The sequence below is a fragment of the Ruegeria marisrubri genome (assembly GCF_001507595.1).
GTDB classification, from domain to species: domain Bacteria; phylum Pseudomonadota; class Alphaproteobacteria; order Rhodobacterales; family Rhodobacteraceae; genus Ruegeria; species Ruegeria marisrubri.
In genome coordinates this window covers 705,443-722,345 of the sequence record NZ_LQBQ01000001.1, presented here as the reverse complement: position 1 = coordinate 722,345, position 16,903 = coordinate 705,443, and the positions used below count along the sequence as shown (strand labels likewise).

Here is a 16,903-nt window from a genome sequence, read left to right as displayed (position 1 = left end):
ACGCCGGAACAGGAGTCTTTATGCCCAAGTTTATCATCGAGCGGTATTTTGCCGAAAAGCTGGAGCTTTCCGACGAAGGCAAGTTGCACATCAAGCAGATCAATGATGAAGAAGGGATCGAGTGGATCTATTCCTTTTTGAGCGCGGACAAACGCAAAACGTATTGCCTTTACGAAGCGCCCGACGAAGATGCCCTACGACGGGCAGCGGAACGGCTGAATATCCCGGCTGACGTCATAACCGCCGTAGACAGGGTCGATCCGGGGGTGTTTGCCTGACACCGGCTCGGCTCGTATGGGCTGGGAACTGACCAAAGGAATATGACGGCCCCAAAAGACTTGGAGAATTCGAGGTCTGTCCGGCAAGGAACCTTCTTTTTCAGAAGGAGCTGGAGAGATGCGGAAATTCAAGACGTTGAGCGGAAAGCTCACCGAAGTCGCCCAAGCGGAAGTTGACAGTTTGGTTAGTGCTCTGCGTGGCAGTGTCCACAGGGACGGCGAGCCGGAATTCGACGAAGCGCGCTCACTCTGGAATGCCATGGTCGATCGGAAGCCCGCCCTGGTCATCCGGGCGCTGGGAACTGCGGATGTCAGGTTGGCAGTGGATTTCGCTCGGGAAAACAACCTATTGATGGCGGTGCGTTCCGGGGGGCACCAGATAGCGGGCCATGCAGTTGCCGACGACGCGCTGATGCTTGACCTGTCGAACATGAACTCGATCCATGTTGATCCCAGGGCCCGGACGGCGCGGGTCGAACCCGGAGCAACGCTCGGCGATGTGGACAAGGAAACCCAGGCACATGGTCTCGCGGTGCCGGTGGGCGTGAACTCCACGACCGGCATTGCGGGCCTCACGCTTGGTGGCGGCTTCGGCTGGACCACGCGAAAGTTCGGCATGACGATCGACAACTTGATCTCGGCAGATGTGGTTTTGGCTGATGGATCCATCGTGACGGCCAGCAATGATCAGAATGCCGACTTGTTCTGGGCGATCCGCGGCGGCGGCGGCAATTTCGGGGTAGTCACGTCCTTTGAGTTCCAGTTGCACCCGTTGGGGCCGCAGGTTCTTTCCGGCCTGATCGTTCATCCGATCGAACAGGCTCCGCAGTTGTTGAGAGAATTTGCCAAGATCGCCGACACCGCAAGCGATGCGCTTACCGTTTGGAGCGTGCTGCGACAGGCACCACCGTTGCCGTTCCTGCCGGATGAATGGCATGGCCGCGAGGTCCTCGTTTTCGCCGCCTGTTACACCGGCCCCATTTCCGAAGGCGAGAAGGCTATGGAGCCGCTGCGCGCCCTTGGAGAGCCGATCGCGGACGTCATCAGCCCCCATGCCTTCGTGGATTGGCAGGCAGCCTTTGACCCGCTGTTGACGCCCGGTGTCCGGAATTACTGGAAAAGCCATGATCTGGAAACCTTGCCCGATGGCGCAATCGACACGTTGCTGAACGCCATTTCGGGCCTTCCGGATCCGGCCTGCGAGATCTTCATCGCGCATGTCGGTGGACGCATGGCTCAGATCGGCCCGTCCGACACCGCGTATCCGCACCGCAGTTCCCACTTCATTATGAATGTGCACACCCGGTGGGAGGATTCGGCCAAGGACGACACCTGCATAGCCTGGGCGCGGCAGCTCTTCGACGACATGGCACCCTTTGCAACAGGGAGCGTCTATGTCAATTTCATGCCGGCGGACGAGGAAGAGAGACTGTCAGGCGCCTACGGGGCAAACAGAGACAGACTGGCTGCGATCAAGGCGCGCTACGATCCTGAGAACCTGTTCCGAGTGAACCACAATATAGAGCCTGCCATCTCCGACGTTGCGGCACAGTAATCCGGAGCCCCGAGAGTCAAACTCAGTCGTCCCGTGAGGTGACCAGACGAAGATGTGGGGCATGGTGCCGAAAGGCATCCTGCGGTTCCGCGAAACCCGCCGCATATTGGCGCGGTTCGGGATGGTCCGGGCTCAGGTGTTCCAAGCTCTTGACGTGGCTCGCGCTGATCGTGAACCGACAAGGCCTTTTGACCGGAATGTCGTCGGCGACCAGCACACCCAGAACCCGGCTGACATCGCCCAAGTCACTCAACAATGGCAACAGGATCATGCGAGCCTGCAGGCGTGGCGGCCCCACGCGGCTTTCCAAGGCCATCTCGAATTCCCCGATCGCCGGCATTCCAAAAACCTTCTCCAGAACCTCGGAGACATCTTTTCTTGCTCGGGCAGTGAAGAAAGCCGTCAAAGGCATGCCGCGAACTTCCATGCCGGCCAGTTTGCACAGATGATTGCCAGCCAGCCGAAATCTTGCAACGCCAGGGGCGATGCGTTCGAGAATGAATGTGTAAGCAAGAATGTTTTCAAGTCCGCGTGGGTCGATATCCGCTCGTTTGGGTATCCCGCCGGTGCTCATCAGCGCGGTCCAGTAAGCCTCGGCCTAGCGAATGGGCGAATAGCTGCGTCCACTTCGAGACCGGTTCATCGCGATGATATTGTCCTTTTGCCTTGCTGGGTCGTTTCCAAAAAAATGTTTCATCCCGAGCGTTCCCCTGCCGCCTTGCGTTCCGCAGCCGCCCTCGCTGCCATTGAGCCAAATGGCGCAAGAGGCGTTGTCAGTTTAAACTGACACGGGTTAATTCAATTTTGGAGCAAATCTTTAATAGATGGTTAACCCCTCGGATTTTCCAGCAAACACTTGCTCTGTTACGTTGGATGGCTTTAGGTGCAACGGCCGGTCCGGCGGGAGTTCGCATAGGCTAGAGGACAGAAATGATCAGATCCATGACAGGTTTCGCCTCGGGCAAGGGCGAGTTCGGCGCACATAGCTGGAGCTGGGAGTTGCGCAGCGTGAACGGCAAGGGTCTGGACCTGCGTCTGCGCGTGCCGGACTGGCTCAACGGTCTGGAAACGGCACTGCGTGCGAATCTGTCCAAGGCGCTCAGCAGAGGCAATGTGACCCTGACGTTACGCGTTGTGCGCAAGGATGAGGCCGGAGCGCTGACGTTGAACCGCCAGGCACTGGCGGCCGCGCTCGATGCGCTGGCGGAAACCGAAACGCTTGCCTTGAACCGGGGAATAAGTTTGGCCCCATCCAGGGCATCGGATCTTCTGGCCTTGCGCGGAATGATGGACGCCGGATCGGAAGACGAGGATTCGTCACCTTTGGTTGAAAGGCTCAAAGCCGAGTTCGGCCCTTTGGTGCGGGCGTTTCTCGACATGCGCGAGGCTGAAGGCGAGGCATTGGCCAATGTTCTCCACGCCCAACTCGATCTGGTGGAAGCTTTGGCGGGACAGGCCGCTGAACTGGCCGAAAACCGCAAGATCCAGATGGCAGAAACTCTGAAGGCGAACCTTGCGCGGGTTCTGGACAATACGGATGGCGCCGACCCGGATCGGGTGGCTCAGGAATTGGCGCTGATAGCGGTCAAGGCGGATATCACAGAAGAAATCGATCGGTTGACGGCCCATGTGGCCGCGGCGCGCAAGCTGTTGCAACAGGGCGGGCCGGTCGGGCGCAAGCTCGATTTTCTCATGCAGGAGTTCAACCGCGAAGCCAATACGCTCTGCTCGAAATCACAGAACGCCGACCTGACAACGGTTGGGCTGGAACTCAAGGCGGTGATCGACCAGATGCGCGAACAAGTGCAAAACGTAGAATAATTTGCGGGAACGAAAAGAAATGGCGGATCGCCGGGGTCTACTGATAATCCTTTCCTCTCCCTCTGGTGCGGGCAAGTCCACGCTGGCCAGACGTCTCATGGCCTGGGACGAAGAACTGAGTTTTTCCGTCTCTGCCACCACCCGAACCCCGAGACCGGGTGAGGTGGACGGGCGGGAATACTTCTTTCTCAGCGAAGATGAGTTCAAGCAGAAGGTGGCCAACGGCGAAATGCTGGAACACGCCTATGTATTTGGCAACTTCTACGGTTCGCCGGCCGGACCGGTGAGGGATACCATCAACAGCGGCAGGGATGTCCTGTTCGACGTGGACTGGCAGGGCGAGATCCAGATCCGTAACTCTGACCTGGGCAAACATGCCCTTTCCATCTTCATTCTGCCCCCTTCGATCCGGGAACTGCGCCGCCGTTTGGAGACGCGTGGTCAGGACAGCGAAGACGTTATCGCCAAACGGATGCTCAAGAGCTGGGACGAGATCAGCCACTGGGGCTATTACGACTATGTTCTGATCAACGACGATCTGGATGAGACCGAGGAAAAACTGAAAACAATTGTCAGCGCCGAGCGCATGCGACGCATCCAGCAGCCTGCGCTGCAGGAACATGTCCGCAAGCTGCAGGCCGAATTCGAGGAACTGTCATGACCATCTACGCTCTTGGCCCTCACAAACCGCAAATTCACCCGGACACATGGGTTGCGCCCGACGCGAACCTGATCGGCAAGGTCGTGATGGAGGAGGGCTCTTCTGTCTGGTTCGGCTGCACGATCCGGGCTGATCACGAAGAAATCCGCGTGGGCGCAGGCAGCAATGTGCAGGAAAACTGTGTCATGCATGTCGACCCGGGCTATCCACTGACCATCGGCAAGAACTGCACCATTGGTCACAAGGTGATGCTGCATGGCTGCACGATCGGCGACAACACCCTGATCGGCATGGGGGCGATCGTTCTGAACGGAGCCAGGATCGGAAGGAACTGCCTGATCGGGGCCGGTGCCCTGATCACCGAGAACAAGGAAATCCCCGACAACTCGCTGGTCATGGGGGCACCCGGCAAGGTGGTGCGCGTTCTGGACGATGCGGCGGCCGAGCGGATCACCTGGAGTGCGCGGCAGTACCAGGAAAACATGCGCAAGTACCGTGAAACCCTGACTGCGCTGTAACAGGGGCGGCAACAGGTTCTGTACCCGCCGGGCTGGCCAAAGACTGAGACGCTTTCATGTCCAACGAAGAAATCTCGGACCTCATAGCGGCCTTTCCCATGCCGGCGGTAATGATCGATCGGTCCGAGCGGATCGTCGGCGCGAACCACGAGGCGCGATCACTGCTCGGCGATCATATACCCGGCCGTCACTTCGCAGCGGTTCTGCGTCAGCCGCAGGTCATCGACGCGATCGAGCGGTGCATGGGCAGAAGAGAGCCGGTAAAGACCCGGCACCTGTCCAATGACGGGGCGCAGGATACGACATTCGAGGTGGAATGCCGGTATGTTGGCGCGCTTGGCGCTGTTCTGGTGAGTTTCATGGATGTGACGCATCTGGAACAGGCGGGCCAGATGCGGCGCGATTTTGTCGCCAATGTCAGCCACGAATTGCGCACGCCGCTGACCGCTTTGCTGGGTTTCATCGAAACCCTGCGCGGCCCGGCCCGAGAGGACGCCGCCGCCCGTGATCGGTTCCTGCAGATCATGGCGGAAGAGGCCGACCGGATGAACAGACTTGTCGGGGATCTGCTGTCGCTGAACCGGGTCGAAAATCAGGAGAGGATACGCCCAAGGGAGAAGGTTGACCTGACGGGGCAACTTCGCTCGACGCTGAAATCCCTGCAGCCTCTGGCGGATGATGCCGGCGTGGAACTTTCCCTGGACATTCCCGGGCAACCGGTCACCGTCACCGGGGATGCGGACCAGCTTCGCCAGGTTTTTACCAATCTGGTCGAAAACGCGATCAAGTATGGCGGAAGCGGTGGGGTGGTGAACGTCTCGTTGAGCCTGCGCGAGCGCGACCCTGCCGTGCGCGGACCAGCGGCGACCGTGGTGGTCGAGGACAAAGGCCCCGGAATCGATCCGGTTCATCTGCCGCGCCTGACCGAGCGGTTCTACAGGGCCGACAGTCACCGTTCACGCCAGTTGGGCGGTACCGGCTTGGGCCTTGCAATCGTGAAGCATATCGTGAACAGGCACCGCGGTCGGCTGCGCGTGGAAAGCGAGTTGGGCAAGGGATCGCAATTTTCCATCATCCTGCCCCGCTAAGAGCCGTTGAGGAAACATTCCCCAAGGGCGCAATTGACCGGCGGGTTCGCCGCGCCAAACTTGGGGTCCGCAGCCCGAATTCTATGCCATCATCCCTGCAACAGGTGGTAAAAGCGAGTGAAGACGACAAGAGAAACTCGACTGGAGACAGCCGTGAAACCGAGCCAGCCCAAGATCGCCGCGAAAAATGTGCAGGTCTTTTACGGCGACACGCATGCCATAAAGGACGTGAGCGTCGAGATCGAAGACAAAACCGTAACCGCTTTCATCGGTCCTTCGGGCTGTGGCAAGTCCACCTTCCTGCGGTGCCTGAACCGGATGAACGACACGATCGAAAGCTGCCGTGTCGAAGGAGACATCCGGCTGGATGGCGGTGACATATATGACAAACGTGTCGACCCCGTTCAATTGCGGGCCAAGGTCGGCATGGTGTTTCAGAAACCGAACCCCTTTCCAAAGTCGATCTATGACAACGTGGCCTATGGGCCGCGCATTCATGGATTGGCCAAAAGCAAGGCGGAGCTGGATGAAATCGTTGAGAAATCTCTGCGCCGCGGCGCGATCTGGAACGAGGTAAAGGATCGCCTGGACGCTCCGGGCACAGGTCTGTCTGGCGGCCAGCAGCAGCGCCTGTGCATCGCGCGCGCCATTGCGACCCAGCCCGAAGTTCTGTTGATGGACGAGCCGTGTTCGGCGCTCGATCCGATCGCCACGGCGCAGGTCGAAGAACTTATCGACGAACTGCGCGAGCGATTTTCGGTGATCATCGTGACCCATTCGATGCAGCAGGCCGCGAGGGTCAGCCAGAAAACCGCTTTCTTCCATCTGGGAAACCTTGTGGAATACGGGGAGACGGGGCAGATTTTCACCAACCCGACGGATCCTCGAACCGAAAGTTACATCACCGGCCGGATCGGCTGAGGACAGGAAAGACTCATGAGCGAACAACACATCATTTCGGCGTTCGACCGCGACCTGGAAGAGATTCAGGCCCACATCATGTCCATGGGCGGGCTGGTCGAAGACGCCATCAGGAATGCGGCCAAGTCGCTCGAAACGCGCGACGAGGAACTGGCGCAGCAGGTCCGCAAGAGCGACAAGGCGATTGATGAACTCGAGGACCTGATCAATGAGGAAACCGCGCGGCTGATCGCGTTGCGCGCTCCGACCGCCAGTGATTTGCGGCTGGTTCTGTCGGTTCTGAAGGTCTCGGGAAATCTCGAACGCATCGGGGATTACGCCAAGAACATCGCAAAGCGGACAACCGTTCTTGTGGAGACAGCCGAAGTCAGCGGCAGCGCAGTGGCCCTGCGCCGGATGGCCCGAGAGGTTCGGTCGATGCTGCATGATGCGCTGGATGCCTATATCCAGCGCGACGCGGCCAAGGCCGAAGAGGTGATCGAACGCGACGAGGAAGTGGACCAGATGTACAACGGGCTGTTCCGTGAACTTCTGACCCACATGGCCGAGGACCCGCGCAGCATCTCGGCCTGTATGCACCTGCATTTCATTGCGAAGAATATCGAACGGATGGGCGATCACGTCACGGCCGTCGCCGAGCAGGCCATCTATCTGGTGACCGGGCAGCGCCCGACCGAGGCGCGCCCCAAGGCCGACAAGACATCGCAAACGATCTAGGCCGGAGCGAAGCAGGCCGGCCCGAAAGCGGCAGCCAAGGCGCGAGAGCGAGTAAAGAGTTATCGCGGCAAGGCATCCTCTGGCTGCGCCTGCGCCGCCAACCAGTGGCGAAACTCGCGCAGCGAAGGATCGTCGGATTTCGACTTTGGCCAGACCAGGTAGTAGGCGCCGACCGTTTCCACCGCATCGGGGTAGGCCGCCATCAACCTGCCCGTCGCAAGATCCTGCTCGACCAGGTAATTCGGCAGCAGTGCCACGCCCAGCCCGTGGATTGCAGCCTGGCTGATCGTCGAGAACTGATCGTGAACGGTGCCGGGCAGGGGCTCTGATTGCTCGACGCCCATCTGCTTGAACCATTCCTGCCACGCGTGGGGGCGTGTCTGGATGTGCAGCAAAGGCAGCCGCAACAGGTCTTTCGGCGACTTGGGGGCACCGTTCGGCAGCAGAGAGGGGGCACATACCGGCAGAACTCGTTCCAGTTTCAGTAGCAACCGATCGGTTCCGGGCCAGTCAGGTTCTCCGAAATGTATCGCAGCATCAAAGGGTTCTGTGGCAAAGCTGAACGGACGCAAGCGTGTTGACATGTTGATGGTGATCTCTGGATGCAGCCGCGCAAATTCGGGCAGGCGCGGCATCAGCCACCGCATCCCGAAAGTCGGAAGGATCGCCAAGTTCAGCGTGCCGCCCACCGGCGCCACATGCAGGCGTAGCGAGGCCTGGGCGATCTGGTTCAGCGCCTCGCGGATTTCGCGGACGTATTCCCGAGCGATCGGTGTCAGCGACAGCCGCTTGCGGTCGCGCTGGATCAGGTCGACTCCCAACTGTGCCTCAAGCGATTGCAACTGGCGGCTGACCGCGCTCTGGGTCAGCGACAGCTCCTCGGCGACCGCCGAGGCCGACCCCAGACGATCCAGTGCTTCGAGAGCGCGTAGAGAGGAAATCGAGGGCAGATAGCGGCGTGGAGTATCCATGTATGCGGTTTTGTCATGAAACCTTGCGAAAGTCTCGCTGTTTTTTGCGAAATGAGCAGAGTAGGGTGCCCGCAAACCTGAAACGAGGAGATGCGCCATGAATGCCCCCGTGACCAAACCGGCCCTGCGCGCCAAGGATGCGCCCGATCTTGGCAAGTTCGACTGGGAAGATCCGTTCCGTCTGTCCGACCAACTGACCGAAGATGAACGTATGATCGCGGCCAGCGCCCGTGCCTACGCGCAGGAAAAGCTGCAGCCGCGCGTCACCGAAGCCTTCCAGAACGAAGTGACCGACCCCGAAATCTTCCGCGAAATGGGAGAAATGGGCCTGCTGGGCACCACGATTCCGGAACAGTATGGCGGCATCGGCGCCGGCTATGTGGCCTATGGTCTGGTTGCGCGCGAGGTGGAGCGGGTGGATTCCGGCTATCGCTCGATGATGTCGGTGCAAAGCTCGCTGGTGATGTATCCGATCTACGCCTATGGCAGCGAAGAGCAGCGGCAAAAATACCTGCCCAAGCTGGCCAGCGGTGAATGGATCGGCTGCTTTGGCCTGACCGAGCCCGATGCCGGCAGCGACCCGGCCAGCATGAAGACCCGTGCCGAAAAGATCGACGGAGGCTATCGCCTGACCGGCAGCAAGATGTGGATCTCGAACGCGCCCATTGCCGATGTGTTCGTGGTCTGGGCCAAGTCCGACGCCCATGACGGCAAGATCCGGGGTTTTGTCCTGGAAAAAGGCATGAAGGGCCTGAGCGCGCCTAAAATCCAGAACAAGCTGAGCCTGCGCGCGTCGATCACCGGCGAAATCGTCATGGATGGCGTCGAAGTCGGCGAGGACGCGCTGCTGCCGCATGTGCAAGGCCTGAAGGGGCCGTTCGGCTGCCTCAACCGTGCCCGTTACGGCATCAGCTGGGGTGCGATGGGGGCTGCCGAATGCTGCTGGCACGCCGCGCGGCAATACGGCCTGGACCGCCAGCAGTTCAATCGCCCGCTGGCCCAAACACAGCTGTTCCAGCGCAAACTGGCCGACATGCAGACCGAAATTGCCTTGGGTCTTCAGGCTTCGCTGCGCGTAGGCCGCCTGATGGACGAGGCCAACGCCGCGCCCGAGATGATCTCGATCGTCAAGCGCAACAACTGCGGCAAGGCGCTGGACATCGCCCGCATGGCCCGCGACATGCACGGCGGAAACGGAATTTCGCTGGAGTTCCAGGTCATTCGCCACATGGTCAACCTTGAGACGGTGAACACCTATGAAGGCACCCATGACGTTCACGCCCTGATCCTCGGGCGGGCCCAAACCGGGCTGCAGGCTTTCTACTGAAGCAATCGAAAATTCTGATCATGAAGCGTGCTCAATGGGGCACGCTTTTTTCTTTGCCGGAGGTTTCATTACCCCTCTTCATCCTTTATATGCAAAAAGAGGAATGTTTATAGAGCCGGGCCTGACAGACTCGTCGGGGCAGGGGATGGTGATCGCGCGAATGCTTGGAACACGTTTCAGAACTGAGCAGATTCAAAGGTTTTTTCCGATCCTAGATTGGGGAAAGGACTATACCCGGGCAAACTTGACGGGGGACCTGACGGCGGCAGTGATCGTGACGATCATGCTAATTCCGCAATCACTGGCCTATGCTCTGCTCGCCGGGCTGCCTGCCGAGGTCGGGCTTTATGCCTCGATTCTTCCCTTGGTCGCTTACGCAATCTTTGGCACCAGCAGGGCGCTCGCAGTTGGGCCGGTGGCCGTGGTCTCACTTATGACCGCTTCGGCGCTGGCACCCTTGGGCCTTGCGAATGTCGCTGACTATGTTGCGGCTGCCGGGGTCCTGGCGCTGCTTTCCGGGCTGTTCCTGGTGGCGATGGGAGCCTTGCGCTTGGGGGCTTTGGCAAGCCTTTTGTCGCACCCCGTGATTGCCGGTTTCATCTCGGCTTCGGGGATCCTGATCGCCACCAGCCAGTTGAAGCACATTCTGGGAATTTCCGTGTCCGGTCACACATTCCCGGAAATCGTGTCCCAGGTATTCTCGCAAATCGGCCTGGTCAATTTCCCGACGGTGCTAATTGGCGTTGCGGCTTTGGGTTTTCTGTTTTGGGTTCGCAAGGGAATGGCGCGGACCCTCGTTCGGAAGTTCGGAGTCTCCGAGTATTTGGCAGCGACCGCAGCCCGGATCGGACCGATCTTTGCCGTGATCGGAACGACCTTTCTGGCGTGGGTGTTGAATTTGCCCGAGTATGGCGTTGCGGTCGTGGGGCAGGTGCCTACCGGTTTTCCTCCGTTCGGACTCCCCAAGATTGACCTTGAATTGGTCGGACAATTGATCGCGCCTGCTATCCTGATCTCAATCATCGGGTATGTGGAAAGCGTGTCGGTAGCACAAACACTTGCCGCCAAGAAGAAACAGCGGATCGACCCGAACCAGGAACTGATTGCACTGGGTGCCTCGAACATTTCGTCGGGGATGTCCGGAGGATACCCGGTAACAGGTGGATTTGCGCGTTCCGTCGTAAACTATGACGCCGGTGCCGAAACTCCTGCAGCTGGCGCCTTTACCGCCGTGGGCCTTTTGTTCGCCGCCTTGGCCCTGACGCCATTGCTGTTCTTCCTGCCCAAGGCCACGCTGGCGGCAACCATCATCGTTGCTGTTTTGTCGCTGGTCGATTTGTCGATCCTGAAACATGCCTGGGGCTACTCAAAGGCGGATTTCGCCGCGGTTTTCGCCACGATTGCACTGACATTGGCGATGGGTGTCGAGGTCGGTGTTGCAACCGGTGTAGGCGTCTCGCTGGCCTTGTTCGTCTGGAAAACGGCGCGTCCCCATGTGGCGGAAGTGGGGCAGGTGCCGGGAACCCAGCATTTTCGCAACATCTGCCGCCATCAGGTTCTGACCGATCCCGAGATCGTCTCGCTCCGTATCGACGAAAGCTTGTATTTTGCAAATGCACGTCGCATGGAAGATATGATCCTTGCTCGTGTGCACCATGGGCGTGACGAAATCCGCCACGTCATCCTGATGTGTTCCGCCGTCAACGAGATCGACCTGAGTGCTCTGGAATCGCTTGAGGCAACCAACCAACGCCTGAAAGACCTGGGTGTTAAACTGCATCTGTCCGAGGTGAAGGGGCCAGTCATGGATCGCTTGAAGCGCAGCCATTTCCTGGATCATCTGACGGGGAGCGTGTTTCTGTCTCAGTACGAGGCGTTTCAAGCGCTAAAGTCCGATACAGCCGCAGCAGCTTGAGCATCAAGGACTAAACGCATAATATGTATTATGGTAACCGGTGACAGCCTGACGTGACGTTCGCCCTAGCTGACCTAAGCTTTTTGTTGGCGCTCAAAGGAAACCCAAATAGCCTCGAGTCAACAATTGGCGTTGAGCAGTTGAGCACGGATTTCTGAAACTCTTTATGTTTTTCAGTGCATTGTGTGACCTTGCTTGCCTGTGCCGTTCGTTGATGGCTTTGGAGGGTTTAGGAAACAAATGGAGTTGAAAGACAAGATCATCGTCGTCACTGGAGCTGCCAGCGGGATCGGCAAAGGCTTGGCCAAGCGGTTCGTCAGCGAAGGTGCAAGATCGGTCATCTGTGCAGACATAGATTTTTCTGGCGCGCAGCGCGTTGCCGACGAAATCGGCGCCGTGCCAATGCGCTGCGACGTTGGCCGCGAGGCAGATATCGAGAAACTGATCACGAATGTCGAAGAACAGATCGGTCCGATTGATCTGTTCTGCTCGAACGCTGGAATTCTCACTCTAGGCGGCCTGGAAGTGCCCGATGAACAGTGGCAGCGGATCTGGGAAATCAACGTGATGTCCCATGTCTGGGCCGCGCGGCACATAGTGCCTCGCATGATTGCGCGTGGCGGCGGTTACTTGCTCAACACGGCTTCGGCGGCCGGCCTTCTCAATCAACCTGGTGCAGCGCCTTACGGTGTGACGAAACATGCAGCGGTCGGCCTTGCCGAGTGGCTGGCGCTGACCTACGGCGACAAGGGAATTGGGGTTTCGGTCCTCTGTCCTCAGGCCGTGAGATCCGAAATGACGCGCGGGCACGAGGACTCTGTCGCCTCAATCGACGGTATGCTCGAGCCGGAACAGGTCGCCGAGGCCTGTGTCGAGGCCATCCGCGCGAAACGTTTCCTGGTAACTCCGCATCCCGAGGTTCTGGACTACATCAAGCTGAAAGCAGCTGACTACGACCGCTGGATCGGCGGTATGCAGAAGCTTAATCAGAGGTTTATCGAAAACAGTTAATGTTTCTTGGGTCGTCGCATCAGGCCTTCCTGGGCTACCGACGCCACCAGAACTCCGTCTTCGGTATAGATTGCGCCGCGATTGAAGCTGCGGCCGTGCCCGGTCCACGGCGCGTCCATCGTGTATAGGTGCCAGTTTTCGAAACGGATGGGCTCGTGAAACCACATGGCGTGGTCCAGGCTGGCCCCGTTCACCTCGTTCTTGAACCAGCTCAGTCCATGGGGTCTTAGCCCAGAACTCAGCAAGGCCATGTCCGAGGCGTAAGCCAGCAAGATATGCTGCGTCTTGGCATCCGCTCCTGCCGCTGCACCCATGCGGAACCACAGGTGGTTGCGGTCATCGCTTGGGGCCGGATCGAAGAGATCCAGCGGATCGACCTCACGAACCTCGATGGGCCTTTCGCGCAGGAATTCCTTGCGGTGTTTCTCGGGAACGCGGTCGAGATATTTCTGGCGCAACGCCTCACGGGTCGGGTGTGCCTCGGGGTCCGCGACTTTTGGCATGGGGTGCTGGTGGTCCCAGCCTTCGTCCTGAACATGGAACGAAGCCGAGAGGTTCAGGATCTGCTTACCATGCTGAATCGCAACCACGCGGCGGGTCGTGAACGAACCTCCATCTCGCGCGCGATCCACTTGATAAACAACGGGAATGCTTGGGTCGCCGGGACGGATGAAATAGGCATGCAACGAATGGCACAGCCGATCCTCGACGGTCCGATACGCTGCCGCCAGGGCCTGTGCCACCACCTGCCCGCCATAGATCCGCGTCGGCGTTTCACCGCCCGAGCCTGTTCCTCGAAACAGGTCCACCTCCAGACGCTCGATGTCGATAAGGTCAAGCAGCGTCTGTTCCGCGTCAGTCATCTCGGCATTCCCTGTTCTTGGGCATAGGCGACGAAGAAGTCGAAACTCTCGGGGTTTGCCATCGAGTCACGGTTCACCACCTTGTCAGGGTCGCCGCCAAGTAACAGCTTTTTCACCGGCACTTCCAGCTTCTTTCCAGAAAGTGTGCGCGGCACTTCCTTGATCTGTATGATCTCGTTCGGAACGAAGCGGGCTGAAACCGAGCTGCGGATTGCACTGTTGATCTTCTCCTTCAGTGCATCGTCCAGCGGCACGCCGGCAGTCACAACGAACAGCGGCATGAAGCTTTCGCGCCCGAGATATTCGAGGTCTACCACGAGGCTGTCGAGCACTTCGTCCAGCCCTTCAACGGCCTGATAAATCTCGGATGACCCAAGCCTCAGCCCTTTTCGGTTTATCGTGGCGTCCGATCGCCCATAGATGACCGCCCCACCCTCGCTGGTGATCTCTATCCAGTCCCCATGCTGCCAGATGCCGGGATAGGTATCGAAATAGCTGTCATGCAGGCGCGAGCCATCCTCGTCGCCCCAAAAGAACAGCGGCATGGACGGCAGCGGTTCAGCGCAGACCAGCTCCCCAACTTCGTCAAACAATTCATTGCCTTGCGGATCAAAGCTGCGGACAGCGTTGCCGAGAAAGCGGCACTGCATCTCTCCGGCCCGGACCGGCAGCATCGGATTGCCGCCGACGAACGCGCCGCACAGGTCGGTTCCGCCAGAGATCGGCGCCAGCCAGATGTCCGGGTCAACCGCCTCATAAACCCATTCGTAGCCGTCCGAGGTCAGCGGGGAACCGGTTGTGCCCAGCGACACCAGCGCGCTCAGATCCAATTCTTCGCGAGGCCGTATCCCGGATTTGGCGCATAAAGTGATGAAGGCAGCCCCTACACCGAAGTAGTTTACACGTTCACGCGCCACGCAGCGCCAGACCTCCAGCATGTCGGGATGGTTCGGCGCGCCGTCGAACATCACCACCGTAGCGCCCTGCCCCAGGGCCACGAACTGCGCGTTCCACATGACCCAGCCAGAGGATGTCAGCCAGCAGAACCGGTCGCCGGCGCGAAGATCCTGATGCAGGGATTGCTTGGCCCCTTCCAGCAGAATACCGCCATGCCCATGAACGATCGGCTTGGGGTTCCCGGTGGTGCCCGAGGAATAAACCACCCAGAGCGGGTGATCGAATGGAACGTCTTCGAAGTGCAGGCTGGCGTTGTCGCCCGTCAGATCGGCCCAGTCGGTCGTTCCCTCAGGGGTATCGTCAAACACCGAAACCAGCACCGTATGCTCAAGCGACGGCAGACCGTTCCTGACCTTTTCCAGCAAGTCCCGACGGTCGATCTTCTTGCCGCCATGCACATAGCCATCCTGAGCGACAAGGACTTTCGGCTCGATCTGGCGGAACCGGTCGAGAATGGCCACGTCACCCATATCCGGGGCGCACAGCGACCATATCGCGCCGATGCTGGCCGTGGCGAGAAACGCGATGATGGCCGTTTCGGTATTCGGCAGGATAGCGACGACCCGATCACCCTGCCCGACCCCCATGCTGCGCAGGTTTTCGGCCACGCTGGCTACTTGCGCAGACAGCTCTGTCCAGGTCATTTCCGAGCGCCCGAAGGTTTCGGATTGCATAACCAGAGCCGTGAATTCAGGAGATTGTTCAGCGTATCTGAGCATTTGGCGGGCAAAGTTCACCTTTGCGCCGGGAAACCAAACCGCGCCGGGCATTTTCCGTTCCGCCAGAACAGTATCGCAAGCGGCACTGAAGCGGATGTCGAAAAAGTCCCGGATCGCCGACCAGAACCCCTCCAGATCCTCAACGCTCCAGCGCCAGAGATCGTTATAGTCGTCAAAGCGCAGCCCGCGATTGTCCAGGAGCCATTGAATGAACTCGGCCATGCGGCTGTTGCCCGCCCGTTCCGGCGAGGGTGTCCACAATATCGGCCGAGATTGCGTCATTCGATCAATGCTCCGTGTATCAGCGCCTTGAGCTCGGATCGCGAGGGATAGGAACTCGATGGCGAGAGTTGCGTGAAAAAGACGACCGTCAGATCCTTTGCCCGGTCAAGCCAGAAAAAGGTCGAGGCCATGCCGCCCCAGCTGAAGTCCCCGACCGAACCGGGCACACGCGCCCTGCCCGGCTCGAGCACCACGGCGCCGCCCAGGCCAAAGCCCATGCCTTCCATCGGTTGCTCGGCAAAGCTCTGTGGCCCCATCGAGGCGATGTCACCCGGCAGATGATTTCGCATCATGAAGTTCAACGTGTTCGGGCTGAGCAATCTGTGCCCATTGGCCTCGCCGCCACGCCGCAGCATCTCGGCGAAACGCTGGTAATCGTCGATTGTGCCGACCAGACCTCCGCCACCCGAGAACATGCGTGCGCTTTCGAACGGCGATCTGCCGGCCTGGTCGACCAGCCGCAGGGTCTCACCGCCGCTCTTGGAGGCGTTCAGCGCCATGGCGTCGCCAGCCAGAGGCGTATAAAGCGAGGCAAAGCGGTCCCCTGCCCCTTCCGGCACCCAGAACGCGGTTTCGGTCATCTCCAGCGGCTCAAAGATTTCCTCGGCGAAGAATTGCGCCAGCGTCTTTCCCGAGACCACTTCCACGACCCGGCCGAGAACGTCGATGCCGACGGAGTATTCCCAACGCGTCCCCGGCTGAAACGCCAGCGGCAGCTTGGCGACCTGATCCACCATGCCGGCCAGTTCCCCCTGGTTCGGCTTGAACATCAGGTCCTGCTCGTCCATCGCCTGCGCCAGAACGCCGGGGTTGAACGGGTAGCTCAGCCCGCTCGTATGGGTAAGCAGCTGGTGCAGCGTGGGAGAGGTCGAAGGCTCGACCTGGTCAATCCGATCGGCTCCGGGAACCAGCGCCTGCATTTCTGCGAAACCGGGAATGAAGCTGGAAACCGGCGCGTCGAGATGGAACATGCCCCGCTCGGCCAGCATCATCACCGCGACCGAGGTGACCGGCTTGGTCATCGAGTAGATGCGCACAAGCGTATCGCGCTCGAACGGAAGGTTCATCTCGAGGCTGCGCAAGCCGCAGGAATTGAAATAGACCTCTTCCCCGCCGCGCGTCACCAGGACCGAGCTGCCCGGATATTTGCGCTCATCGACATAGCGCTGCATCCAGTCGCCAATGCGATTCAAGCGTGCCCGGTCAAACCCATGCGTGTGGATGGTCTTCATGATCTATTCCTCTCCCTGCGTCGCGGTTGCCCGAGTTTCGACCGACGGGCGCTTCAAGGGAATTACG

General features: G+C 59.5%; 15 protein-coding genes and 1 pseudogene. 11 read left to right on the top strand and 5 right to left on the bottom strand.

Annotation, left to right across the window (positions count from 1 at the left end; translation table 11 throughout):
- The first annotated feature begins 20 nt into the window (after positions 1-20).
- Positions 21-278 carry a DUF4242 domain-containing protein gene (locus tag AVO45_RS03490; protein ID WP_068344458.1) on the top strand — a complete coding sequence of 86 codons (258 nt, stop codon included), beginning with the start codon at positions 21-23 and terminating at the stop codon, positions 276-278.
- Between the two features lie 118 nt (positions 279-396).
- Entirely contained in the window at positions 397-1,833 is a 1,437-nt protein-coding gene (locus AVO45_RS03485) for an FAD-binding oxidoreductase (RefSeq protein ID WP_068344457.1), read from the top strand.
- Positions 1,834-1,855: 22 nt separating this feature from the next.
- Here the strand turns inward: AVO45_RS03485 and AVO45_RS03480 are convergent.
- A pseudogene (locus AVO45_RS03480) lies at positions 1,856-2,416 on the bottom strand (PAS domain-containing protein); the annotation flags it as partial.
- Between the two features lie 347 nt (positions 2,417-2,763).
- On the opposite strand from AVO45_RS03480, the gene AVO45_RS03475 reads away from it, so the two are divergent.
- From AVO45_RS03475 to phoU, 6 genes are all read left to right on the top strand, one after another.
- On the top strand, positions 2,764-3,654 hold the full coding sequence (locus AVO45_RS03475) for a YicC/YloC family endoribonuclease (protein ID WP_068344455.1): 891 nt from the start codon (positions 2,764-2,766) through the stop codon (positions 3,652-3,654).
- Between the two features lie 19 nt (positions 3,655-3,673).
- Positions 3,674-4,315, top strand: a complete 642-nt coding sequence (gene gmk, locus AVO45_RS03470; protein WP_068344454.1) for a guanylate kinase — start codon at positions 3,674-3,676, stop codon at positions 4,313-4,315.
- On the top strand, positions 4,312-4,833 hold the full coding sequence (locus AVO45_RS03465; protein WP_068344452.1) for a gamma carbonic anhydrase family protein: 522 nt from the start codon (positions 4,312-4,314) through the stop codon (positions 4,831-4,833). The genes gmk and AVO45_RS03465 overlap by 4 nt, the downstream gene beginning before the upstream one ends.
- A gap of 56 nt (positions 4,834-4,889) precedes the next feature.
- On the top strand, positions 4,890-5,921 hold the full coding sequence (locus AVO45_RS03460; RefSeq protein WP_068344450.1) for a sensor histidine kinase: 1,032 nt from the start codon (positions 4,890-4,892) through the stop codon (positions 5,919-5,921).
- A gap of 153 nt (positions 5,922-6,074) precedes the next feature.
- Entirely contained in the window at positions 6,075-6,842 is a 768-nt protein-coding gene (pstB, locus tag AVO45_RS03455) for a phosphate ABC transporter ATP-binding protein PstB (protein ID WP_240482051.1), read from the top strand.
- Positions 6,843-6,857: 15 nt separating this feature from the next.
- Positions 6,858-7,559: a phosphate signaling complex protein PhoU gene (gene phoU, locus AVO45_RS03450; protein ID WP_068344445.1), complete on the top strand. Its 702-nt coding sequence runs from the start codon at positions 6,858-6,860 to the stop codon at positions 7,557-7,559.
- Between the two features lie 59 nt (positions 7,560-7,618).
- On the opposite strand, the gene AVO45_RS03445 is transcribed toward phoU, so the two are convergent.
- Positions 7,619-8,530 carry a LysR substrate-binding domain-containing protein gene (locus AVO45_RS03445; protein WP_068344443.1) on the bottom strand — a complete coding sequence of 304 codons (912 nt, stop codon included), beginning with the start codon at positions 8,528-8,530 and terminating at the stop codon, positions 7,619-7,621.
- 97 nt (positions 8,531-8,627) lie between these two features.
- Between AVO45_RS03445 and AVO45_RS03440 the strand changes: the two genes are divergently transcribed.
- From AVO45_RS03440 to AVO45_RS03430, 3 genes are all read left to right on the top strand, one after another.
- Positions 8,628-9,857 carry an acyl-CoA dehydrogenase gene (locus AVO45_RS03440; protein WP_068344441.1) on the top strand — a complete coding sequence of 410 codons (1,230 nt, stop codon included), beginning with the start codon at positions 8,628-8,630 and terminating at the stop codon, positions 9,855-9,857.
- A 145-nt stretch (positions 9,858-10,002) separates the two neighbouring features.
- The gene (locus AVO45_RS03435; protein WP_240482050.1) at positions 10,003-11,772 is read left to right on the top strand and encodes a SulP family inorganic anion transporter; all 1,770 of its coding nucleotides are present in this window, start codon (positions 10,003-10,005) and stop codon (positions 11,770-11,772) included.
- A gap of 240 nt (positions 11,773-12,012) precedes the next feature.
- Positions 12,013-12,783 carry an SDR family oxidoreductase gene (locus AVO45_RS03430; protein ID WP_068344440.1) on the top strand — a complete coding sequence of 257 codons (771 nt, stop codon included), beginning with the start codon at positions 12,013-12,015 and terminating at the stop codon, positions 12,781-12,783.
- Here AVO45_RS03430 and AVO45_RS03425 read toward each other — a convergent pair.
- From AVO45_RS03425 to AVO45_RS03415, 3 genes are read right to left on the bottom strand one after another with little or no spacing between them, the layout of a single operon-like run.
- Positions 12,780-13,646, bottom strand: coding sequence for an acyl-CoA thioesterase (locus tag AVO45_RS03425; RefSeq protein WP_068344438.1), 867 nt, complete (start codon positions 13,644-13,646; stop codon positions 12,780-12,782). The genes AVO45_RS03430 and AVO45_RS03425 overlap by 4 nt on opposite strands.
- Positions 13,643-15,544 (bottom strand): acetoacetate--CoA ligase, encoded by a 1,902-nt coding sequence (locus AVO45_RS03420; protein ID WP_240482049.1) that lies wholly within the window; start codon positions 15,542-15,544, stop codon positions 13,643-13,645. The genes AVO45_RS03425 and AVO45_RS03420 overlap by 4 nt, the downstream gene beginning before the upstream one ends.
- A gap of 56 nt (positions 15,545-15,600) precedes the next feature.
- Entirely contained in the window at positions 15,601-16,836 is a 1,236-nt protein-coding gene (locus AVO45_RS03415) for a serine hydrolase domain-containing protein (protein WP_082688638.1), read from the bottom strand.
- Positions 16,837-16,903: the final 67 nt, after the last annotated feature.